This is a genomic window from Paraglaciecola psychrophila 170, from assembly GCF_000347635.1.
Classification (GTDB): domain Bacteria; phylum Pseudomonadota; class Gammaproteobacteria; order Enterobacterales; family Alteromonadaceae; genus Paraglaciecola; species Paraglaciecola psychrophila.
Genome location: NC_020514.1, coordinates 4,286,882 through 4,310,750 on the forward strand (window position 1 = coordinate 4,286,882; position 23,869 = coordinate 4,310,750).

Consider the following 23,869-nt stretch of genomic DNA (forward strand, 5'->3'; position numbering starts at 1 on the left):
GCTTAGCTTCTTTGCGGGGCCATTTGTGTAGTTCTTTGCACAGTTATTTGTGCAGCTCTTTGTGTAGCTCTTCGCACAGTCATTTGTGCAGCACTTTGTGTAATTCTTTGTGTAGTTATTTATGTGGTTTTTTGTGCCGAAAGTTGGTCAGAAATTTCTGCATGTCGTGTTTTGTTTAAATCGTATTTTGTGGCGATATACGCAGCGATGAGATAAATCACAAAGGGCAAAGGCCCTGCAATTAAACCTAAGTTGAAAATGGTTTGCTCAGTGACCATCGATACATCCACCTGTTTTGGAAAAGCGATCAGGTCGAGCCCGATGCCAGCAAACAAAGTACCTAGTCCGAAAGTGGCTTTTTGAGCAAACGAATTGGCCGCAAAAAATAGACCTTCCTGACGTTTACCTGTATTGCTTGCATGTAAGTCAGCAATATCTGCCAACATAGAGCCGATGACTATGCCTGCAGCAATAAAGAAGCTATAACCAACTACATAAGTCGCAAAAAGTATTGGCATAATTAACGGAGAGCCGTTTTCAGGCATAACGCTTAACAAACGTAAATATATAGGGCTAAAACTAAAGATTGTTGCCACCAGTAAGCAGGCAACCAAGCTGGGCATTTTATCAATACGTTTAGACAATACTGGGGCAATAATAGATGCCGGTATTAAGCCCACTATTATGGTCAGCGTTAATAAAGATATTTCAGCCGTGGATAGTTCAAAAAAGTAACTGCCGATATATAACATGAAGGTTGCCCCTGCCCCACCAGCAATCATTGTCATGATCTGTACCGTAAAGATAATCCGAAAGGGTCTTAACTTCAGCGCTTCGGCAAAGGCCTTAAAGCTGCGGCTCAAATCTACTTTCTTTTGATTTTCAGGTGCTTTAGGTAAGTATGGAATAGTGTGTTTGGTGCCAAGAATACAAAGGATCATTGCCACAAAAGCGATGATCCCCGCTAATGCACCTAAGCTACTGTAACCTTCAACATTTAGCATGCCATTAGGATAGGCTTCTGATGCTTTAAAAAACGAATTAAGGGCCACAACCGACAGAGTGATGCCACCTACAAAACCTAAAAAGGTGCGATAACTGACTATTTTAGTGCGCTCTTGATAGTCTTGGCTTAATTCTGCACCCAAGGCATTGTGAGGCACATTAAACATTGTTAACAAAACCCTAACAACAATTGACCAGCCCAATAACCACAAAAATAACCCTTGAGGGTCAAGACCTACAGGCGGTGAAAACAACATATATAGAGATAAAGGAAAAGGAATAACCGCAGCGATCATAAACGGATGACGACGTCCCCACTTCGAATGCCAATTATCAGATATATCCCCCATTAACGGGTCGGTAACGGCATCAACCACTAAAGCAATTAACGCCGCAAACCCAGCCATAATAGCGGGCATTCCCAATACCTGACTGAAATAAAACACTACAAATGACTGGAAGGCAGTATCTTTGACGCCTTGCGACATCTGACCTACTCCATAAGCTGTTTTTGTAAAAAAAGTTAGCTTCAACATGTATTTTCACTCATTAAATTTTATAGCTACGCCGCTTGGTATTCTTTTACGATGCAGCAATTCTAAATTTGAACTTACAGTATGTTAAATTTACTTACAAGAATTATTTAACAAATTTTACATTTAATTAGCAAATCAGATGAGACTAAATTTTGATATGAAAATCTTGCTTGCACGATATTTGAACTATTGGTATGTTTTATTTCTATTAAGTCTTTTGGTGGGTTTATGGGCATTAACATTCAACAGTTTTTAGGCGTTTGTTACTCAACTTCAATAGCCGATGAAAAACGTTGGCAAGCTTCTGAGGTGCGAAGTAAAGTATCAACAGAGTTAGCAAATATTGGTCCAGTCGCTCCGCAACTGACTTCAATCAATCCAATTACAATGTTACCTAATATTGCTTTTAAGCAAAACGAAGAGTGTTTAAACCTCAATATTTTCACACCCGACTTAGATAAAAACTTGCCGGTAATGGTGTGGATACACGGAGGTGGTTTTCAAAGTGGTAGTGCATCGTTACCAGAATACGACGGCACAAAATTAGCAACTGCCGGCAATATGGTAGTGGTATCAATCAGCTATCGATTGGCATGTTTAGGGTTTCTTCGGCTTTGCGATCTCAGTCATGGCGTTATTCCATCGACGGGAAATGAGGGACTAGGAGATCAAATAACTGCGTTGAGGTGGATCCAAAACAACATTCATCATTTTGGTGGAGACAAAAATAACGTCACCCTATTTGGAGAATCAGCTGGCGCCATGAGCATTGCCTGTTTGTTGGGATCTCCAGTGGCGAATACACTATTTCACAAAGCAATTTTACAAAGTGGTGCTGGGCATACTTATTCTTCTGTAGAAAAGGCAAATAAGGTTGCTGCTGAGTTCATCAATAGTACCAATCAGCTAGGTTTTACACTAGACCAGCTTCCTAGTTTAAGCAGTGACGCATTACTGAGAATACAAGCGCACTTTTTGGCGCGACCTGATGTCTATCAAAAATTTGGTATTTTGCCCTTCACTCCTGTGATTGAAAATCAATTATTGCCTCAGCCTCCCCATGTGGCTATTGCGCAAGGTAAGGCAAAACACATTACATTGATGGCAGGCACCAATACTGATGAATGGACATTTTTTGCTGCTTTATTACAGCAAGATATAGCTTCAAAAGAAGCACTGAATGACTCTATATCACAATTAATTGATGCTGAGGGAATTGACAGATGTTTGACACAAATAAACGAACAACTAAATAGCCGAAATCGCCCAATTAACTTCCAAAACCAATTAAGTGAGGTGTATTGTGAATTTTGGTTTACACAACCCTGCCATCGACTACTAGACAACCAGATAAAAGCAGGAGGACGCGCCTTTCGATATAAACTGGGCAGGCGATCTCCCAAAGAACAATTTGGCTGCACCCATGCTGCTGATATAGGGTTTGTATTTGACATAACAGATGCGCATTTCCACGGGCAGGAACCAAGAGTGTCGCAATTAGTCCATGAAATTCAAAGTAGTTGGGCTGCCTTTGCCCATAATGACACCCCAGCTACAACAGAAAACCCATGGCCGAGTTACGAAGAAAATATGTGCTATATGTTGTTTGATCACCAGCACAGTTACTTGACTGAGCATAGTCCCAAATCCATTGATTTTTGGTCCCGTGTCAGCGATCAAAAGCTGGCCTCATTTTAATCCATTATGACAAATAACGCCCTACCTATGCCATATGATATTTCCATGATTGGAAGCAGTATTTTTGAATCTTGGGGCACACCTCAATGGGGGCAACTTTCTATATCGAACCAGGCCGTGCGCAGCTCCAAAACTGATTTTTGGTTACATCATGATTTGAGTACCATTCCCGATGCTCATCACATTCTAGTTTATTGTGGTAGTAACGATCTTATTTTTGGCAATAACAGTGAACAGATTATGGCTAATCTTCATGGTTTAATCACCAACTTGTCTGTTCAGTTTCCAAAATCTCAAATAGGTTATTTTTCAATTCTAAATTGTCCACAGAAACAAGCAGCCAAACAATTACCCATTATCGAACAGATTAATACCCATATGCGGCAACAGGCTGGCAAGCAATACCACTATTTTGAATTTAATGACGCCGTTCATAATCAGTCCAAATGGTTTGCTGATGACGGCCTGCACTTAACCCCAGAGGCCTACCAAATGCTGAATGAATTTTACCAACCTGTTATTCAAAAATGGATTGGGTATTAGCAGTACGACCCTATTAAATTCCAAGAACAGATTACCAATTACTTTCCAAAGGATCGTTATGTTGAATATTAATAACCAAACAACACCACTTATTTCTTTACTGATGTTTTGCATAACATTGACTTTTAGCAGCCTAAGTACGGCAACAAGCATCAAGGATGTAGATCACCAAGAAGTGACGGTCTGGAGTCAAGGTGTTCGTCTGGCTGCTGACATTTATAAGCCCAAAGGGTTAACCGCTGACCAAAAGCTACCGGGTATTTTATTGGTCCCTGGTTGGGGAGGCAGTAAGGAGAATTTAAAAAAGAACTATGGTCCTCATTTTGCCGAACTTGGCTTTATTGTGCTCGCTTTTGATTATAAAAGCTGGGGGAAAAGTGATGGCCCTATTTTGCCCTCCAAAGCCTTAGCCCATTCCGAAGAAGCCATAAAACTAGATATCAATGTAACGCATGTTCGCAAGGTGGTTGAACCATTTTCCATGTTAGCCGATGTGCGGGCTGCTTTACATTATCTTGGCGGCGAGCCACAAGTCATGCCTAATAACCTAGGTATATGGGGTACCAGCCTCGGTGGCGGATTAGCCATGATAATGGCCGCTAGTGATGACCGTATTAAGGTATTGGTTGATCAGATGGGACCGGTAAATTATGTGCATAATCTTCGGGAAATGCCTGCCGAAATGGCCCGTAAAATCGAAACATTAACCGCACGAGGCATACTGCCACCCTATCCTGACGCAAGCATGGCTAAAAACCCTGCGCTTAAGGGTTACCCTAATTGGGCAGCGATGAAACGCTTTAACCCGATGAATTACGTCGACCAGTTAAACGTTCCCACACTGATAATTGATGCTGAAAATGAAACGTTATTTGACCGTACTCAAAATGGCGTTCTGCTGCACAACAGTATTAAAGACCGTCTAGAAGCTAAGTATATTGTCTATCCAGGCGGACATTACGACTTGTACAAAGGGGACAATCAAAAGTCAGCGTTTAAAGAAGCCTCTGATTGGTTGGTCAAATATTTAAAGTAGTAGGATTTGAACGATGACAGAATATTCGTATCCATGTATTTCTAATTTTCTAGTTTGATTATGAACAAACCATACGTTTTAACTCTGAAATGTCCATAATCAAACTAATTAGTTTGTCATCTTTTTTGTATTACAAAGCATTAATTAGCACTCAAATCGACACCCAATGAGGCTGCCGCTTTAGCGACATATTTATTGGTTTGCATCCAGCCAGCTTTTAGTTCTTCTGCTTTAGTTTGGTCTTCAAGTGCATCCCAACTGGCTAACAAGTTTTCTGGCGTTTGTTGCTCGGGTGATAAATAAATACCGTCAGTTTCTTTAATAATTGCTCTGGCGTATCCCCCTGCCCCGCAGCCTAAAATAGTGCGATTAGGTGCGTTTTCTGCCACTAATGCTAACAACCCAGTAGTAACCGATTCTACTGTCATAAGTTCCAATACACGTTTGTCTTTAATCAGTTCTTCTGTCATGGCTGTTCGGGCTGTAGGTGATAAACAATTGACCTGAATATTATTTTTTTGACCTTCAATACACAGCGTGTTCATTAAACCCACTACAGCCATTTTGGCAGCACCGTAGTTTGCCTGACCAAAGTTACCGTATAATCCTGAAGAAGAAGTAGTCATGACAATACGACCATAGTTTTGTTGCTTCATGATACCCCACACTGCTTTAGTGCAATTAGCCGCCCCCATGAGATGCACATCAATAACGAGTTGAAAGTCTTCGATAGGCATATTAGCAAAAGATTTATCTCTTAATATGCCAGCATTGTTGACTAAAATATCGATTCGGCCCCATTTTTCCATCGCCTGCTCGACCATGGTTTGCACTTGTTGCATGTTGGCAACGTTGGCACCATTAACCATTGCTTCACCACCCGCCTTCTCAATTTCTGCTACTACAGCTAAAGACCCTTCAGACATTGAGCCATCTGTTGCGGCCAAATCATTGACCACCACTTTTGCACCTCTTGCTGCTAAAGCCAATGCGTGAGAGCGGCCTAAACCTGCGCCTGCGCCTGTCACTATTGCTACTTGGTTGTCGTATCTAATTGTCATAAGGTTCTCAAATATTAAAGGGTTAATGTAAAGGGCTAATCGATAAGGCGAGCGTACGAGTATTTTACGGATTAATGATAGTCATAGTTAACCACTGTGCAGTTAATGCAGGTTTATCGACTGATTCGATTTCAATGCTGACATCCCAAGTGAGTAAGAATTGCCCAGGTCTCTTTTCAAGCACATGAGCCAATACCATATGCCCCCGAATTTTACTGTTGACGTTTACAGGATGTAAAAACCGAATTTTGTCAAAACCATAATTTAATCCCATCAGAGTATTTGTAATATTCACCCCAGCGTCGTAGGCAACGGCCGACAACAAAGAGAGGGATAAAAAGCCATGGGCAATAGTGCTGCCAAAAGGCGTCTGCTTTGCCTTAACGGGGTCAATATGAATAAATTGATGATCGTGAGTCGCATCAGCAAAGATATCTATTTGCTCTTGAGTAATAGTAAACCAGCGTGACACGCCGGTCTTTTTGCCAACATAGTCAGTTAAATCTTTTGCTTGCATTGTGATTGTCATGGAAAATTTCTACCTCTGTTTACTTGCCAGTATGCTTTAGAGCAATTTCTGATAATGGGTTTTCAACCCTCGCTTGTCAATTTTACCCGAGCCTAAACGGGGTAACTTTTGGTCAACCAGCCAAATTTTACTGGGCACTTTAAAGTGGGCAATTAAACTAGTGAGAAATGAGCTCAGGCTATCTTCATCAATTTCTTTGATATTTTTAACATAAACAACTGCACCAGGCACTTCGCCCAAACGAGGGTCAGGTAAAGCAAATACAGAGGTTTCAATCACTTGATTATGTTTATACAGTGCAGATTCAACCTCAAAACAAGATATGTTTTCACCACCTCGAATAATAATATCCTTGATCCTGTCCACAATATAAATAAATCCGTCTTCATCTAAAAAACCAAGATCACCCGTCTTAAAATACCCATTTGAAAAAGCAGCGTCTGTTGCCGCATTATCTCGCCAATAACCACTAATATTAGCAATACTTTTTATCGCAATTTCACCCACCTGGCCTTGAGGCAATAATTGATTAGCATCGTTAAAAATCTGCACATCGACAATAGGCGGTGTAGGTAAACCTGCACTTGTTGGTTTGGCTAAATACTCAACTGGACCATTGACTGCGCCCAATGCATTGGTTTCAGTTAGGCCGTATCCACAGCTCGGGTTACCTTGGACAAACGACTGACATATTTTTCGAACATGTTCGGGGGCTCTTGCCGCGCCACCCGCACAAATGTCCAATAATGACGTTAAATCATATTGGTGTTTTTGTGGGTGATTCATCAACTCCATAGACATAGTGGGCACACCGTTAAAATATGTCACACGTTCTTTTTCGATAAGTATTAAGGCCAGTTCAGCATCCCAATAAGGCATCATTATCGTTTTACGACCAATCAGCAAAGATAACAAAAACAAAGTGTGACAACCCGTCACATGGAATAGCGGCACTGTCATCAATGCTGCTGGAGGATATGCAGGATCAACATTCGCAGTACCATTAGCTATACCCGCGGCGGCCCCCAGCATAAGCCAAGTATTTAAGGCGGTTAATATACTTTCATGGGTGGAAACTGCACCTTTGGGTAAACCGGTAGAACCAGAGGTATAAAATATGCTGGCAGTATCGTTAAGTAGAACATCGTCTGATGAAATTGTAGCTTTGGTGGGATTAATATAGGTTTTGTTTTGGGTGTGACTTGCGATAAAACTTTTGATCTTGCGCATCAAACACAAATCATTGCCTTGTTGCTCATTAGGCCTAGCTATCAGACACGGCAGGTTAATTTGTTGAAGTGACGCTTGAAGTATGTCGTAACGTTTATCGTCTGTTATCACCAGCAAAGCCTGAGAGTGCTGAATAACATGCAACAACTCTTGTTGCGACCACCATGCATTAATAGGCACAGCCACAGCCCCAAGCATAGTGATGCCCATGAAAGAAACTATCCATTCCGGATAATTACGCATAGCGATGACCACTTTATCGCCTCTTTTTATATCGTATTGGTCTCTTAACACTTCACGAAAAGATAGGGCTAGTTGGTATAACGCTTCAAAGCTGTAACGTTCATCCTGATATACCAAAAAGTCAACTTGCCCATGTGTATCAGCAGCCTTTTTAAACATGTCTCCCAAATTATTGGGTAATGTCAAAAATGCTGGATAAGTGACACCGTTTCGTACCTTGTTGAAGACCTCAAAGGCCCCTTTAGGGGCTGTAATATTATAAATTTCCTTCACCACTGATTTCGCAGAAGCCTGATCAATTAAAATATCCTGATTTTGCAGCATTATTTCTATATTCCAGCAAATGACCGAATTCATCTCAAAGCAATAGTCGATAACAATTACACCGCTTTAGTTAGAAATTATAGATCGAGAATTCAATAATTTGAACTTACAGTATGTTTATATATCTATCAAGTATTTAGAGCTTAAAGTTAATCAGTTGTTATCTATGTTTATATTTTATTGAATAAAATATTGTCAGTGAAAAATTGTAAGATAATAAAGAAATGTCTTAATGTGACCTAGTCGTTGTGCATTCAAAATAGATAACATACACTCAAAATTGAACATTGAGTATAATTATTGACTAGGTCTAAACGATAGATATGCCCCCATTGCAAAACAAAAAAATAAGCTCACCTTTTAGTAAAACAAATCAGCATGATCAAAAGTACAGAACGATATTATCTGCTGCTTCAGAGCTATTTAATGTTTATGGCACCCGTGGCACAACATTAATTCAGATTGCTGACAAACTTAACTTGACGAAAACCAGCCTTTATTATTATGCAAAAAATAAAGAAGAACTAGTTCATCAATGTTACTTAAACACATGTATTGAGCTGCAAGCCATGATAACCAGTGCAAAGGGTACTGACGGCTCTGCAATGAACAAAATAGAACACCTATTGCGATTAAATTTCGACTGCTTAAACGGCATTATTAATGGCAGCCGTGGTCATCTGGCCGGTTTCACTGAAATATCCTCTTTATCAAGCCAACATAAAACAGAGATTTCTGAATTTATTCGCACATTCGTGATGCAAGTGATGCAGTTAATAGAGCAAGGTCAAATCGACGGCAGCATTCAAAACGTGCACCCCGCTAAGACAGCTAGTGCCCTATGGGGTGCCATATTTTGGCTTCCTGTTTGGTTGCACTCAATTAAAGATGAAAGCCGAGAGGACGCTTACCAGCAGTGGTTATCTATCATTAAATATGGCTTAAATAATCAAACCTCGGCATTAAGTTTTACTGTAACTGACCTTGCCAAAGAACAAGTGGCTCCTGCAGGCTTTGATAGAAACCAACAAAATAAAATAAAGCAGGAAGCCTTCTATCGTGTTGGTTCGATATTTTTCAATCAAAAAGGATTTAAAGGCACATCTTTAGATGAATTAGCTCAATCACTAGGTGTCACCAAAGGTGCTTTTTACTACCACATAAAAAATAAAGATGATCTGCTTATCAAGTGTTTTGAGCGTACTATTAATATTGAAAGTCAGGTATTGGAAGACTCATTAGCGATAGATAACAATGGCTTAGAAAAATTAGCTTACGCTGCACAGAAACTCTTTAGTATTCAGGTAGGTGAACAAGGCCCTTTAATTCGATATGCCAGAATGTGGTCTTTAGAGATTGATAAAAGACAAGAAATGGAAATCACTACCAGTAAAATAAGAGACCTCTTTGGCAATATCATCCAACTAGGCATAGAAGATAAAAGCATTAAACAAGTAGATTTACTGGTGGCAAAAAACATTATCGCAGGTGCTATTGAGTCAATTCCTGATCTTGGTGACTCCATCAGTGAAGATAACGTTTTAGGAGACTCAGCAGACTTCTTTCATATCTTTTTTAATGGCATTGCAACTCAGCATTACTCAGACAATTTTTAATGACTCGCAGCAACAATCAAGACAACGTTTAACTACTTCGCAATATTTAGAAGGCAAAAAAGCGGATCAATGATGATTCGCTTTCCCTTGTTAATTTAGTCACAGTCTTAATTAAAGTCACAAATTATATGACATATTTACGGACATATTTGCAGAGACAGCCATCGCATATTTACAGAGACACCCATCGTAAAAATTTTAAATTAATTACGATGGGTGTCCTTGTATTTTACTTGTATTTTAAAATGGGTGTCTTTAGCTTCGTGGATACCGTAAGAGTTAATTTAGCTTTGTATTGCCCCCGATAGTTACTGGAATCCAATCCAGATTTCAAACAGCATCCCTGCTGCCTGACTTACTTTCTTGCTACAGCTCAAGAAAGTAAGCAAAGAAAGCCGCTCGCCACTAAAATTTTTAACCGCAAAAAATGGCTTATTTATGGGCGCCAACCGCGTTGTCGTTACGAATGTATCCCTTCAAGCTCCACTCAAATGGCGTCCCGCGCGGCGTCCGCTTGCCATTTGCCATTTGCCCAAGAATAAGCCATTTTTAGCTGAAACTTTAAATGCGGAAAAAGCAGTGGCAGAGCCACCAGAGATTGGAACTAAAGAGTTATAACCACTCTTTTTTTGATGAGAAATTATCATGGCAGTCTTACAAAATAATTTTCAACGAAACTGACCCCGCAGGTCTGGGTGGCTTGTTAATTGTTATACCTCAACACAAATGCCTTGTATTTGATGATTTGAATTCCCGCTGAACTGTACTTTTTGAGGTCACTTGGGTATATAAAGGCGTTGTTTAGTTAATGGGGCTCTACGCGATAATACTTTTTGTTAAGCTTATTGAATAAGCACCGCTATTTGAGTTTATAATGGCGGTCAAATAGTTTTCGCAATTGATAGACCCACGTGAGTACAAAATGACCCATAAAGTACGTTATAAGTTTAATGGTGTGGCAAAGGAAATAAGTTTTTCTTACAGCCGCTATCGCAATATGCATGAGGCAGTGGCCGATGCTGAAGGACTAGACCTTACCCACTTTTTGCAAACTGAGCAGCGAGTTGCCACAATCAGTAAAGGCAAAGCGACCGTAAGAAATTTTAGAGATGCCGAATTTGTAAAAATGGGTTTTACTGAATTATACTTCTTAAAAAATGGCCAAGAATGATGGTCGTTTTTGCTCATGCACTCAATAGTATCGTGAGCAGTAGTGGTGCTGCAGTTAAGATTATAGCGAGCATCAACAAATCGACAGGAAAGCCGATTGGCACAGTATTGGCTGGCCTAAGGCTTAGACACAGGGATGTGCATAATGCACACCCCTTGCTGATCCAAAAGATACTGACCACGCAGGTCGCAATTTATTTATTATCAATTAAAATCAACATGTTACGAGTTTTATTTGACTCTGACCCTGTTATTTTTTTGTGTTGTTATGACCGGTTATTATAACTGTACAGTAAAGAAGTAATCGGATTTATTGATAAAACTCTACGGCGAACTTTGCACCACCAAAGGTTGAGTCATTACTCACGCGTATGCTGGCGTTATAATGACTTACTAGCTCTTTGGTTATTGCTAAGCCTAAACCACTGCCCTTTCTATCGGATTGATTTTCACGCCAAAATCGTTCAAATATTTGCTGATGAAATACTTCAGGTATCCCGTTGCCTGAATCTTCAACGGTGATTAACTTATTAGAAACAGTTACTTTAATTTTACCACCTGCGGACGTGTGTTTTATGGCATTTTCCAACAGATTCTTAACGATAACTGTTAGCTCACCTTCATCAACGTCTACAGTGCTATTTTCATTTTCAACGACCAGTTCAAGGTCATGATTTTTGTCTATCGCGATGGGGGCAATATGAGAGCAAACGTTTTTTACTACGTAACTAAGTTTAAATGTTGAAACTTGGGCAATATTCATATTCTGTGCGCGTGATAAATCAAGTAATTGTTCAACGATTCGAGAGATAAACTGGATATCGTTTACAAGCTCGTTTTTAATTGTAGATGAAGGAGTTTTTAGCTCTAAGCGGTTTAATAATATGGTTAACGGAGTGCGTAGCTCGTGGGCGGCATCAGCAATAAATCGTTTTTGTTGCTCGAAACTGCCTTCAACTCGATCAAGTGCATCGTTCATGGCGTTAGCTATGGGCAATAGCTCACTCGGTATATTTTCTACATCAATTCGCTTGTGCAAATCTTCAGGTTTTATATGCTTAATTTGCTGTGTTAAAAGACTTGATGGTTTGACAATAAGTTTGATGGCTATAACACTAACTGACAAAAAAACAATAAAAGTCATGAAGATGACTGTAGTTGCAACATCAACTATGCTCGGCTCTACCGCCTCATTGGCAAGTTGAGCAAGTAAATCACTTCGCGCAACATCAAAATAATAATGTTTATCCGCGATTATTATTTCTGTTCGATAAACACTCGTATTGCTATTTGGAATGTTGTAATATTTCTGTGGAATATCTAAGCTAACATTGTTAAAAATAGCACCTTGTGTGTCTCTAGGTGCAGAAAGTAACGCTATATTTTGCGTGTCAATTTCAATGAGTCGGTAACCTAAGTTTGAAAATAAGGCATCAAAGCCCCATTTCATTACCATTTCAGAATCATCAAGCTTAATACTTCCTGAGTTATCAATATAGAGAGAAGCTGCCATTTGTTCAGTTAAACCATACATATTACTTTCAATGGTTATTTGAGCGTATCGCTCAGAAACAGAAAGAAACATAATTAACAACAAGCCAAATAAAATGGTACCCGATGAAACAAAGTAGACCAACAACTTAAAGGCAATAGATTGCCTAGATATAATTTTACTTAAAAAGATAGCCAACTCCTCTTATTGTTGAAATAACTGGTGTAGCGCCAGCTTCAGAAAGTTTTTTTCGTACTCTATGCACAGCTACTTGCAGCGCATTTTCTGTTAATGTATAACCATCTTGGTAAACCATATCTTCCAAAGACTCTTTTGACACAGTTAGGCCTGAGTTCCACATAAAGTGCTCTAGAATTGCCACTTCTGTTTTCCCCATGATTACATTGTTACCATTAACAATGACTGATTTGGATATAATATCGAGACTAACATTACCCGTATCAAGCTTAGTGTTAGACAGTTCGCTTGGACGCCGAAGCAGAGCACGTAACCTAGCAATAAGCTCATCAATAGCAAAAGGTTTTATTAGGTAATCATCAGCCCCATGATCCAAGCCTTTAATGCGATCTTGGACTCCACCTCTGGCGGTTAAAATGAGTATGGGCACCATATTTCGAGTCCGACGTAAGTTTTTTAATACCTCGATACCATCCATATCAGGCAAGCCTAAATCAAGAATAATGGCAGCGTAGCTAGTTTTTTGTAAATATAGCTTTAACTCGCCTCCGCTTCTGGCAATATCAGATAAATAGCTTTCTTGCGTAAGCGCTTCTTGAATAAATTCAGCCAGCTCACCATTGTCTTCTGTGATTAACACTCTCAAACTTTATTACCTCTAATTTTCTCTTTGTTTAGAGTTAATTTTAAACATGCGGGCAAAACGATTAACGTTAAAATTGTGGATGTAATTAAGCCACCGATAATAGTCAATGCCATTGGTGGCCAAAATGGGCTTGATGGTGATGTTAGCGGGATCGTCCAAGCAGTTAATAGTACGGGTCGAAATCTCTCTTTGGTTGCTAATTCAATGGCGGTGATTAACGAATAGTTTTCTACTTTAATTTTTATCAATACCGTATCAATTAATATAATGGCGGCATTTACTACAATGCCCGTTAATGCTAAAAGCCCAAGTACTGACATAAAACCAAAGTTAACCCCAACAATAGCTAGGGTTGGCTTTACGCCTATCAAAGCGAGCGGAATTGTTAGCATAATAAGGCCAGCAATTCTGAATGAGTTAAATTGCAGTATTAGCGCCGAAAACAATAAAATAGCACCAAAGGGTAAAGTTTTTAATAGCGCATCATTAGATGCTTGAACTTTCTTCTGCTTCTGCGCCAAACTCTAATGTTATTTGATGCTTTTCAGCCACTTTTTCATGCTGAGAGATTAAACTTTTAATCATACTAGCGGTTTCAAAGCCAGGTTTTACATCAGCTTTAACAACATTACTATTAAAACCTTTCCAGCGCATTAGTCGTGGAGCTTGACCTGAAAAGTGTTGTTGGGCAAATAATCTGAAAGGGAAAGTTTGTCCTTGATTATTCATTACCACAGTATTCATGATGTAATTAGTATCGGCACGGCTGATATCTTGATGAGCTCAAAGTATCTAACTCTGCTGCTACGTTATATATCATCACTACAGGTTTATAATACAAGCAACATTACTAACATTAACCCCTAAATTGAAATGAACATTGAAAATAGGCTTTATTAAAAAACATACATATAAGCCAGTATTACATTGACACTACCTGAAGCATCAATCAGTGGGCTGTCTTTAATTTCACTACCGTATACGGTGTGAGATGCATAAGTAATAAAATTATGATGTTGCCCTACTCGCCAATTCGCCTGAACACCAATTTCGGCGTTGGTCGTCGCTTCTCCAAGATAAAGCGCACGATTTTGAGTAACTTCGTTAGCATGAACACCGTAGTAATAATCAATAATATCTTCACTTTGTCTAGTCAATGTAAGGTAAGGCTTTATACTATAGGTTTCAAAATCGTATGATTTTGAATAAGTTAAGCTAAATTCATTACCTTTGTGTTCGTTTGTAGCATCAGTAATAAATTCAGCTGAAAAATCGCCTAAATTTGTTTCGTAATCTACTAACAAGCCTAAATCAAATGAGCCTGAACGATCGTCCATACCAATAAAAACATCGCTATCATCTTCCTCAAAGCCGTCAAAGCGCAGTTGCCCGGTAATACTAAATGTTAGGTCGCTCATTCCAGCCAACTTGTAACTAAAATTTGGACCAAGTAGCTGGAAGTTTTCTGTTTGGTAGTAAATCACAGGTACTGGCGTTACTACATTGCTTACACCAATGTAGCCTTGATCACTAATAACTGCACCTAAACCTAAGCCCCAAAGATTTTCTGGCTTTTTAGCTAGCGCTGCGGTGCTAGCGGTAATGGCGATCGTACTAAGTAATAAGGTACCAACGAATTTATTTGACATCATATTTTCTATCCCAATAAAGTTTTGAACTGCTGTGTTGTTCGTAATGTCGCCATTATGAACAGGAATGCTTTCTCGAAACTTACCGATCCAAAATTGAATCAAAGTTTTTGTAAGGTTGGGGAAAGGAATAGCTTAATATTTTTAGAAATATGAGACTTTAAAAAGCATATAAATTAAAGGCACACTACACTTATGCAGGCTTAGCCGATAGTAATGCAGACGATACAACTATCGTTAAAGCTCCTTATTTTCATAGCGTTAAGATGGCAATCCTTGGAATTCACACAAAATCCCCAAAACAATATTACCGTTTTTTGCTAGAGGATACGGTTAACTCAGTTGTTAACAACGGCACTTTTACCAAAATATGACGTAAATACATAACTAATTTTCAGACACCAGATGAAGCTCAACAAGGCAAACAGCGCAATTAATAAGGTTAACCGCGGACAGACCACATTAAGCCAAGCTTACTGGCAACTTTCGAATTCGTTTGCCTGTTACCGCAAAAATTGCATTTGTCAGTGCGGGGGCAATTGGGGGCGTACCAGGTTCGCCACCACCGCCGATGTCTTCACCACTGTTGATGATCGTTACTTCAATATCAGGAGATGCGTTCATACGCATCACTGGGTAGTCATGGAAATTACTTTGCTCTACGGCGCCGTCCTTGATGGTCACCTCACCATACAAGGCTGCACTCAAACCACAGTTAATACCGCTTTCCATTTGCGCCCTAAAACCATTCGGGCTAACCGCATAACCAGGATCCGCGGCACAATAAACCTTATCAACACGTGGTGTACCGTTTGATAAGTCTAAATCGACAACCTGTGCCACTATCGAACCAAAACAAGCGTGTAGTGCTATGCCTTGCCCCCATCCATCAGGCATCGTCTTGCCCCAATTGGCCATCTTTGCGGCAGTATCTAATACCGTTTGATATCGAGGCTCAGCGTCGAGCAATTTACGACGATACTTATAGGGGTCAACAGCTGCAGCTGCAGCTAGTTCATCAATAAACGATTCAGTAAAAAAAGCGTGTTGTGAATGGTCGACACTCCGCCAAGGACCAAATGGTACATGGGTGGGACTGTCTACGTAATGAATATATTTATTGGCAATCGAGTACGGAATATAGGGTGCTTCAACGGGTTCGTGTTTATCAACAAATTGATTCTCCCAAGCCTCGGGTAAGCCCTGCGCATTTAAGGAGGCCTTAAATCGACTCAGTAGTGCTGGACGATAAAGATCATGTTGCACATCTTCCTCTCGTGACCAAATCATTTTGACCGGTACACCAGGTAAGGCGGTAGCCAGTGCGACAGCTTGAATTGTGTAGTCGGGACGTCCACGTCGTCCAAAACCGCCACCAAGATACATGTTATTGACCGAGACCTGCTCTTGTTCATAACCAAAGTTATCCACAATCGAATTTTTGGTCCCTAAGGGATTTTGTACACCTGACCACAGCTCTACTTGGCCATCATGAACCCATGCAGTGCAATTCATTGGTTCCATTGTTACATGAGCAAGGTAAGGCACCTGATATTCTGCCTCAATAATATTTGCAGCCTGTTTTAGTACTTTACGGGCATCGCCAATTGCATAATCTTCTTGCTCATCACCATCAACAACAGCTTGGTCCATGTCCGCTCGGAACTGATTAAAAAGTGTCGCTGAGTTCGTCTCGTTGGCTTGATTCTCAGTAAAGTTGAGCTTAATTTTTGCAATCGCTTTTTTGGCCTGCCAATAACTGTCGGCTATGACACCCACACCGTTATCAAGCTTCACAATTTTGATAACCCCTTTCATGGTTTCTGCATCAGATGCGTCCATGGAAGAAAGCGTTGTGCCAAAAACAGGTGATGTTTTAACCGTGGCATATTTCATATTGGGTAGCACAACATCAATACCAAACTTAGCGGTACCATCAACTTTGGCGGGAATATCAAAACGCTGAATTGACTCCTGTCCCATAATCTTAAACTGCTCAGGGGATTTTAAGGTGGGAAACGTCTCGCCTTTATGTGAGGCGGCTTCAGCGGCAAAGTCAATGTAGGGCGCCGATTTATTACTTGCGTCATGATACAAATAACTGTTCTCACTGCGAATTTCTGCGACGGGTACTTGCCATTTTTTTGCTGCCGCATTCATTAATAATTCTCTGGCGGCCGCGCCTGCAACGCGCATTCCTCTGACACCCGTTGCCCTGACTGAATAACTGCCCCCCGTAATTTGCAGACCCAACTGTTGAGTGACGGTTAAAAAGACACCATCAACAGTGTCGTTCAAATACCCTGGCACTTTACCAGGTAACACAACATCACGAGCAATATGAAAATTGGCGTATTCATTATGAGCTGGTGCCTGTTCCATCGAGACTTTAGACCAATCCGCATCCATTTCATCGGCCAACATCATGGGTAGTGCAGTATGTGCTCCTTGACCCATTTCTGCATGAGGAACAATGACTGAAATAGTGTTATCTGGTAGTAATTTAACCCACGCATTGATCAATACTTCGCCATCTTTTTGCATGAACTTAGCCAACTCGGGAGTACGATGCCCAGGCCTAATAGCAAAGCCTACTGTCACGCCAACTAACAAGCCACCGCCTGCGATTACACCAGCGGTTAGAAACGCTCTTCTGGTCAACTTACCCATATTCTGCTCTCCTGTATTGTTTTGCGTAAACCGTCTAGACAGCAGAGGTTTTCTTGATGGCTGACTTGATACGACCATACATACCGCAGCGACACACATTGCCACTCATTGCATTATCTATATCGGCATCGCTTGGCTTGGGGTTGCTGTCGAGTAAGGCGACTGCCGACATGATTTGGCCTGACTGACAATATCCGCATTGAGGCACTTGCTCTTCTATCCAAGCTTGTTGCACGGCATGTAAACCGGTTTTGATATCTGCAATGCCTTCAATAGTGGTAATACTTCTGCCTGCCACTGCTGCAATAGGGGTAACACATGAGCGAATAGGCTGGCCATCGAGATGAACTGTGCAGGCGCCGCATTGAGCGATACCACAACCAAATTTTGTTCCAACAAGATTGAGTTGTTCCCGAACCACCCACAATAAGGGCGTATCCCCATCAACATCAACACGATGTTTTTGTTCATTAACGGTAAGCTCAAACATACTTATTCCTTACGATTTAATCTGAGAGTATAGATAAAATAAAACGTCATTACTTCATTGCTTACACCAATGTGGCCTTGATCAGTAATAACTGCACCAAAACCTAAGCCCCAAAGATCTTCTGGCTTTCAGCTAGCGCGGCTGTGCTAGCGGTAATCGCGATCGCACTAAGTAATAAGGTACCAACGAATTTATTTGAGATCATATTTTCTATCCCAATAATGTTTTAAACTGCTGTGTTGTTCAGAATGTTGTCATTATGAACAGCAATGCTTTCTCGAAACTTACCGATCCAAAATTGAATCAACGTTTTTGTAAGGTTGGGGAAAGGAATAGCTTAATATTTTTAGAAATATGAGACTTTAACAAGCGTATAAATTAAAAAAATTATATGAGAAATGAATATATTCGTAGGGAGCAACCGGTCCTTATAAGAACACTAAACAACCATCAACTCCATTAATTATCAGGACATCCATGTTAATTACTTTTTTTTCTTTAGGACGCGAGTTGAGGGATTGATCAAGAGTATTGTGAAGCAAGCAACTTGACCCCTTTTTTTTCAATAGATCCAAATTTGAGCATTCATTCGTAATATAACTGTGAAGCTATATCTGAATGAAACCGGGGATAATTGCATATGTACCATCTTAAAATCAAACAATATGTTAACTGTAAACTTGCACACAGATGTGGCGCTTTTATAGTTACGGGCAATTAACAGGACATCCATGATAATTAATTGCAAAGCAACCCCTTTAGTCGGCAAAGCCGATGCTTTTGACCTCCCCTCGACTCAAAGCTCGCCACTTATCTACTCATTTTTGTAGGTCAATCGCAAGGATAGGCGATTGAGTAATAGCTCGTCGGGAACGAATTATTACGACCTGCAAAAATGAGTAGATAAGTGGATGAAGAGCATTGCCCTCGAGCGGCACTTTTTGCTTACTTTTTGCTGCTGTAGGCAAAAAGTAAGTTGGACGAAGGGATTCGTTTGAAAAACTGCATGGATGCAGGTGCCCGATAGGGCATAAACAGCTTAGCCACAAACAAAAAAACGAGCCTAAGCTCGTTTTCATCAAATCCCAAAGAAAGTTTGAAACCCTTTCAAAAAAAAGAAATTAATCCTCTCTATAACTATCCAAATCCGGACAACTACACATCAAATTCCTATCCCCAAACACATCATCAATCCGATTAACCGTTGGCCAAAATTTATTCTTAGCCACACTAGCCACAGGATAAGCAGCCAGCTTTCTGTCATAACTGCGATCCCAGTTGTTATCGCAAATGTCTTCAAGGGTGTGAGGTGCGTTATGTAATGGATTATCTGTAGCACTCCATTCACCTGACTCAACTTTGGCGATTTCTAAGCGGATATTCACCATAGCTTCAATAAAGCGGTCAAGTTCTGCTTTGGCTTCTGATTCTGTAGGTTCAATCATTAACGTGCCTGCTACAGGGAAACTCATAGTAGGCGCGTGGAAACCGTAGTCGTTCAAACGTTTGGCGACATCGACTTCGGTAATACCTGAGCTTTCTTTTAGTGGACGTAAATCAATAATACATTCGTGTGCTACGCGGTTGTTGCGTCCTCGATATAACACTGGATAGTAGGACGTTAATTTTTCAGCCACATAATTTGCGTTGAGCATGGCGACTTCGGTGGCTTTTTTAAGGCCAGCACTGCCCATCATTTTAATGTACATGTAACTAATTGGTAAAATGGAAGCGCTTCCCCAAGGTGCCGCTGAAACAGCTCCGTGTTCACGTACTTCGCCATCGCCTGCGTTTTCAATACCTATGATTTTGTGATTAGGTAAAAATGGCGCTAAGTGGGCTTTAACACCTATTGGGCCCATACCTGGACCGCCACCACCGTGTGGAATACAGAAGGTTTTGTGTAGGTTTAAGTGTGACACGTCTGAGCCAATATACCCTGGTGAGGTCACGCCTACTTGGGCATTCATATTGGCGCCGTCCATATACACCTGACCGCCAAATTCGTGCACTATGTCACACATTTCACGCACAGTTTCTTCGTATACACCGTGGGTAGATGGGTAGGTGATCATAGCGCATGATAGGTTATCGGCCACTTCTGCGGCCTTAGTGCGTAAATCGACTAGGTCGACGTTGCCGTCTTTATCGCAATTTACGACTACCACTTTCATACTCACCATTTGCGCTGACGCTGGGTTTGTACCGTGGGCAGAACTTGGGATTAAGCAGATATTACGATGCCCTTCTCCCCTGCTCTCATGATATTTCTTAATAGTGATCAAACCTGCATATTCACCTTGAGCACCTGAGTTGGGTTGCATAGACAAGGCATCGTAGCCAGTAATGTCGATGAGCCATTCACTAAGCTCATCAAGCATTTGTTTGTAACCTTGTGCTTGCTCAATAGGTGAGAATGGGTGTAGTTGACCAAACTCAGGCCATGTCACGGGGATCATCTCAGCGGTGGCGTTGAGTTTCATGGTGCAAGAACCTAACGAAATCATCGAGTGATTTAAGGCTAGGTCTTTGTCTTCTAGTGATTTGATATAACGCAGCATTTCAGTTTCAGAATGATAACTGTTAAACACTGGATGAGTTAAGAAATCCGATGTTCTGGCTAACTTTTCTGGGATTGAATCACTGCCGTTATCGGTAATAACTTTATCAAAGGCGTTGATATCTAGTTCAACATTAGCACCAACAAACGCTTGATATACGGCCTGCAGGTCATCACGTGAAGTTGTTTCATCGATACTTATGCCTAACGAACCATCAACGTCGGTACGCAAGTTAAGGTTGTTGGCTAAAGCGGCATCAATTATCTGTTGTTTGTTGCTGCTCACATTAACCGTTAACGTGTCGAACCATGTGTTATTTGCTAGCTCAAAACCTGCTTTGACTAAACCAGCAGCAAGAATGTCTGCAAAACGGTGGATACGTGAAGCAATGGTTTTTAAGCCTTGTGGACCATGATAAACCGCATAGAAAGACGCCATATTAGCTAACAATACTTGTGCGGTGCAGATGTTCGAGTTAGCTTTTTCGCGGCGAATATGTTGTTCACGAGTTTGCAGTGCCATACGTAAAGCGGGTTTACCTCGGGTATCTTTAGACACACCGATGATACGCCCTGGCAATGAACGCTTGTAACTGTCACGGGTGGCAAAAAACGCAGCATGAGGGCCACCGTAACCCATAGGTACACCAAAACGTTGCGCACTACCCAGTACTACATCAGCGCCCATTTCACCAGGTGGTTTTAGTAAAATCAAGCTAAGTAAATCAGAGGCCACTGCTACTATGCCTTTATTGGCTTGCACGGCAGCAATGATATCTGCGATATCATTTACTGCGCCCGATGTACCAGGATATTGTAATAGTGCGCCAAACACATCGTGCTGACTGGCGTCTTGAGCTTTACCGACAACGATGTCAAAACCAAACATATCTGCGCGAGTTTGCACTACATCTAATGTTTGTGGGTGCACATCGTCTGCCACAAAAAAGATATTTGCATTGCGATTTTTAGAGACGCGTTTAGCTAATCCCATGGCTTCAGCTGCCGCAGTGGCTTCGTCTAACAATGAAGCTGATGCTAGTTCCATACCAGTAAGGTCAATTGTCGCTTGCTGAAAATTAAGTAGGGCTTCTAGTCTGCCTTGAGCAATTTCTGGTTGGTAAGGCGTATAAGCGGTATACCAACCTGGATTTTCTAATACGTTTCTCTTTATCACATTAGGGGTGAGTGTATCGTAGTAGCCCATTCCTATAAAAGAACGCATGACTTTGTTTTTGCTAGCCACTGTTTTTAAATAGGCCAAGGCGTCAGCTTCTGTTTGTGCTTCGCCCACTTTCAACGGTTGAGGTAAACGTATGCCTTCAGGCACAGTTTGTTGCATTAAATCATCTAACGACTCTGCACCAATTGAAGCAAGCATTTCTGCCATTTCTGCTTCACTGGGACCAATATGACGACGAACAAAGTCCTGCTTTTGTTCAAGCTCTGATAATGAAAAATGCGATAATGACATAGCTTGCTAGGATTCCTGATGTGAACAATAAGTGATGACAAAGAATGCGAACAAAATATGTTGCCCACACACTTTTTTACAATCATGTTTAAAACGGTTTGAGGGCTTGATAGCCCTCCCTTATGAGTAGACTTTACTCATCTTCGATGTTGCCTTCATATGCTTCGGCATCAAACAAGCCGTCCACTTCCTTTGGATCTTTGGCTCTGATCTTAAATAACCAGCCCTCACCATATGGGTCAGAGTTGACTAGCTCTGGTGCGTCTTCTAGGTCTGCGTTGACTTCTAGAATTTCACCGCTGATGGGGGCATACACATCAGATGCGGCTTTAACTGACTCGGCAACAGCAATGTCATCGCCAGTACCAACTTGAGCACCGACATCCGGTAATTCTACAAACACCATATCGCCTAATAATTGTTGGGCATGGTCGCTGATACCGATAGTAAACACACCGCCACCTTCAGGGCGCACCCATTCGTGAGTTGAAGCGTAACGTAAATCTGCTGGAATATTGCTCATGTTTGTTCCTAATAATTATTTTGTTAATCTTGAATGTTTATTTTGTCGGCTACAAAACACTTTTGCCATTTCTAACAAAGCTAGGTTTGACCACGTTTACTGTAACCCACTTTTTGCGTATTTCAACTTCGGCGCTATCGCCAACTGTTGAAGGCACACGTGCCATAGCGATACTATGACCTAAAGTAGGTGAAAATGTACCTGAAGTAATGATGCCTTCACCGCCGCTAACTTGGACTTTTTGACCAGCGCGTAATACACCCTTTTCGGTCATCACTAAGCCAACTAGCTTGTCTGTGCCTGCTGATTTTTGCTGCTCTAGCGCTTCACGGCCAACAAATTTTCTATCACTGGGTTCCCATGTAATAGTCCAAGCCATATTAGCCGCCAAGGGTGAGATAGTCTCATCCATATCTTGGCTATACAAATTCATGCCTGCTTCTAAACGAAGCGTATCTCTAGCACCTAAACCACAAGGTACCACGCCTACATCTAGCAATTTTTGCCAGAAATCTGCAGCATCTGCAACAGGAACTATAATTTCGTAACCCGCTTCACCTGTATATCCAGTGGTGGCGATAAATAAATCTTCTGCCTGTACACCAAAAAAGGCCTTCATGCCTTCTACCGCTTCTTTTTGCGCGGCAGAAAATAACTGAGCAGCTTTACTTTTAGCATTAGGGCCTTGCACGGCAATCATAGCGAACTCTTGACGTTCGGTGATGGTAACGTCAAATGCGTTGGCTTGTAGTAGCAACCAATCCATATCTTTCTCGCGCGTCGCAGAATTCACCACTAAACGGTAATTGGTTTGGTCGAAATAATAAACGATCAGGTCGTCTACCACGCCACCCGCTTCATTCAGCATACCGCTATACAACGCCTTGCCTTTATCTTGAAGTTTAACCACGTCGTTAGCCAATAAAAAACGTAGATACGCCTGAGCATCTTTACCTGTTACATCCACTATGGTCATGTGCGATACATCAAACATACCCGCGTCTTTGCGAACTGCATGATGCTCTTCTATCTGTGAGCCATAATTAATGGGCATTTCCCAACCGTGAAAATCGACCATCTTGGCCCCAGCTTCTAAATGTTTGGTATGTAGAACAGTTTTATTAGGCATAAAATAATGTGACAGTGGCTAAACAATGATCGAATTATAGTGACAGC

The 23,869-nt window shown here is 41.0% G+C and carries 20 protein-coding genes; 6 read left to right on the top strand and 14 right to left on the bottom strand.

Features of this window, described 5'->3' with window-relative positions; all coding sequences use genetic code 11:
• Positions 1 to 119 precede the first annotated feature (119 nt).
• Positions 120 to 1,541, bottom strand: a complete 1,422-nt coding sequence (locus tag C427_RS18700) for an MFS transporter (protein WP_081589046.1) — start codon at positions 1,539 to 1,541, stop codon at positions 120 to 122.
• A gap of 228 nt (positions 1,542 to 1,769) precedes the next feature.
• On the opposite strand from C427_RS18700, the gene C427_RS18705 reads away from it, so the two are divergent.
• Genes C427_RS18705 through C427_RS18715 form a run of 3 tightly spaced genes read left to right on the top strand, consistent with a single transcriptional unit; the run spans position 1,770 to position 4,818 of the window.
• On the top strand, positions 1,770 to 3,239 hold the full coding sequence (locus C427_RS18705; protein ID WP_007640929.1) for a carboxylesterase/lipase family protein: 1,470 nt from the start codon (positions 1,770 to 1,772) through the stop codon (positions 3,237 to 3,239).
• A gap of 6 nt (positions 3,240 to 3,245) precedes the next feature.
• Positions 3,246 to 3,782, top strand: a complete 537-nt coding sequence (locus C427_RS18710; protein WP_226991228.1) for an SGNH/GDSL hydrolase family protein — start codon at positions 3,246 to 3,248, stop codon at positions 3,780 to 3,782.
• Between the two features lie 58 nt (positions 3,783 to 3,840).
• On the top strand, positions 3,841 to 4,818 hold the full coding sequence (locus C427_RS18715) for an alpha/beta hydrolase (RefSeq protein WP_007640925.1): 978 nt from the start codon (positions 3,841 to 3,843) through the stop codon (positions 4,816 to 4,818).
• 140 nt (positions 4,819 to 4,958) lie between these two features.
• Here the strand turns inward: C427_RS18715 and C427_RS18720 are convergent, their stop codons facing one another.
• The 3 genes from C427_RS18720 to C427_RS18730 form a co-directional block, all read right to left on the bottom strand.
• A complete protein-coding gene (locus C427_RS18720; protein WP_007640922.1) occupies positions 4,959 to 5,879 on the bottom strand; it encodes an SDR family NAD(P)-dependent oxidoreductase in 921 nt (306 codons plus the stop codon).
• A gap of 64 nt (positions 5,880 to 5,943) precedes the next feature.
• The gene (locus C427_RS18725) at positions 5,944 to 6,408 is read right to left on the bottom strand and encodes a MaoC family dehydratase (protein WP_007640920.1); all 465 of its coding nucleotides are present in this window, start codon (positions 6,406 to 6,408) and stop codon (positions 5,944 to 5,946) included.
• Positions 6,409 to 6,444: 36 nt separating this feature from the next.
• Entirely contained in the window at positions 6,445 to 8,205 is a 1,761-nt protein-coding gene (locus C427_RS18730; protein WP_007640919.1) for a class I adenylate-forming enzyme family protein, read from the bottom strand.
• Between the two features lie 323 nt (positions 8,206 to 8,528).
• Here C427_RS18730 and C427_RS18735 point away from each other — a divergent pair, with 323 nt between their 5' ends.
• From C427_RS18735 to C427_RS18745, 3 genes are all read left to right on the top strand, one after another.
• Positions 8,529 to 9,821 carry a TetR/AcrR family transcriptional regulator gene (locus tag C427_RS18735; protein WP_007640917.1) on the top strand — a complete coding sequence of 431 codons (1,293 nt, stop codon included), beginning with the start codon at positions 8,529 to 8,531 and terminating at the stop codon, positions 9,819 to 9,821.
• A 363-nt stretch (positions 9,822 to 10,184) separates the two neighbouring features.
• Entirely contained in the window at positions 10,185 to 10,439 is a 255-nt protein-coding gene (locus C427_RS26535; protein WP_041250466.1) for a hypothetical protein, read from the top strand.
• 304 nt (positions 10,440 to 10,743) lie between these two features.
• A complete protein-coding gene (locus C427_RS18745) occupies positions 10,744 to 10,992 on the top strand; it encodes a DUF2960 family protein (RefSeq protein WP_007640915.1) in 249 nt (82 codons plus the stop codon).
• Positions 10,993 to 11,301: 309 nt separating this feature from the next.
• Here the strand turns inward: C427_RS18745 and C427_RS18755 are convergent, their stop codons facing one another.
• From C427_RS18755 to gcvT, 10 genes are all read right to left on the bottom strand, one after another.
• Positions 11,302 to 12,681, bottom strand: coding sequence for a sensor histidine kinase (locus C427_RS18755; protein ID WP_007640914.1), 1,380 nt, complete (start codon positions 12,679 to 12,681; stop codon positions 11,302 to 11,304).
• Positions 12,662 to 13,321: a response regulator gene (locus C427_RS18760; RefSeq protein ID WP_226991235.1), complete on the bottom strand. Its 660-nt coding sequence runs from the start codon at positions 13,319 to 13,321 to the stop codon at positions 12,662 to 12,664. The genes C427_RS18755 and C427_RS18760 overlap by 20 nt, the downstream gene beginning before the upstream one ends.
• Positions 13,322 to 13,323: 2 nt before the next feature.
• Complete coding sequence (locus C427_RS18765; RefSeq protein ID WP_081589045.1) at positions 13,324 to 13,848, bottom strand: efflux RND transporter permease subunit; 525 nt, start codon at positions 13,846 to 13,848, stop codon at positions 13,324 to 13,326.
• The gene (locus tag C427_RS18770) at positions 13,814 to 14,056 is read right to left on the bottom strand and encodes a hypothetical protein (protein WP_226991227.1); all 243 of its coding nucleotides are present in this window, start codon (positions 14,054 to 14,056) and stop codon (positions 13,814 to 13,816) included. Before C427_RS18770 ends, C427_RS18765 begins: the two co-directional genes overlap by 35 nt.
• A gap of 167 nt (positions 14,057 to 14,223) precedes the next feature.
• Positions 14,224 to 14,979, bottom strand: a complete 756-nt coding sequence (locus tag C427_RS18775; protein WP_007640902.1) for a MipA/OmpV family protein — start codon at positions 14,977 to 14,979, stop codon at positions 14,224 to 14,226.
• A 459-nt stretch (positions 14,980 to 15,438) separates the two neighbouring features.
• The gene (locus tag C427_RS18780) at positions 15,439 to 17,646 is read right to left on the bottom strand and encodes a xanthine dehydrogenase family protein molybdopterin-binding subunit (protein WP_007640901.1); all 2,208 of its coding nucleotides are present in this window, start codon (positions 17,644 to 17,646) and stop codon (positions 15,439 to 15,441) included.
• 34 nt (positions 17,647 to 17,680) lie between these two features.
• Positions 17,681 to 18,136, bottom strand: coding sequence for a (2Fe-2S)-binding protein (locus C427_RS18785; protein ID WP_007640899.1), 456 nt, complete (start codon positions 18,134 to 18,136; stop codon positions 17,681 to 17,683).
• Positions 18,137 to 19,257: 1,121 nt separating this feature from the next.
• A complete protein-coding gene (gcvP, locus tag C427_RS18790; protein WP_007640895.1) occupies positions 19,258 to 22,170 on the bottom strand; it encodes an aminomethyl-transferring glycine dehydrogenase in 2,913 nt (970 codons plus the stop codon).
• 133 nt (positions 22,171 to 22,303) lie between these two features.
• A complete protein-coding gene (gene gcvH, locus C427_RS18795) occupies positions 22,304 to 22,693 on the bottom strand; it encodes a glycine cleavage system protein GcvH (protein WP_007640892.1) in 390 nt (129 codons plus the stop codon).
• 49 nt (positions 22,694 to 22,742) lie between these two features.
• A complete protein-coding gene (gene gcvT / locus C427_RS18800) occupies positions 22,743 to 23,822 on the bottom strand; it encodes a glycine cleavage system aminomethyltransferase GcvT (protein WP_034899900.1) in 1,080 nt (359 codons plus the stop codon).
• Between the last annotated feature and the right edge of the window lie 47 nt (positions 23,823 to 23,869).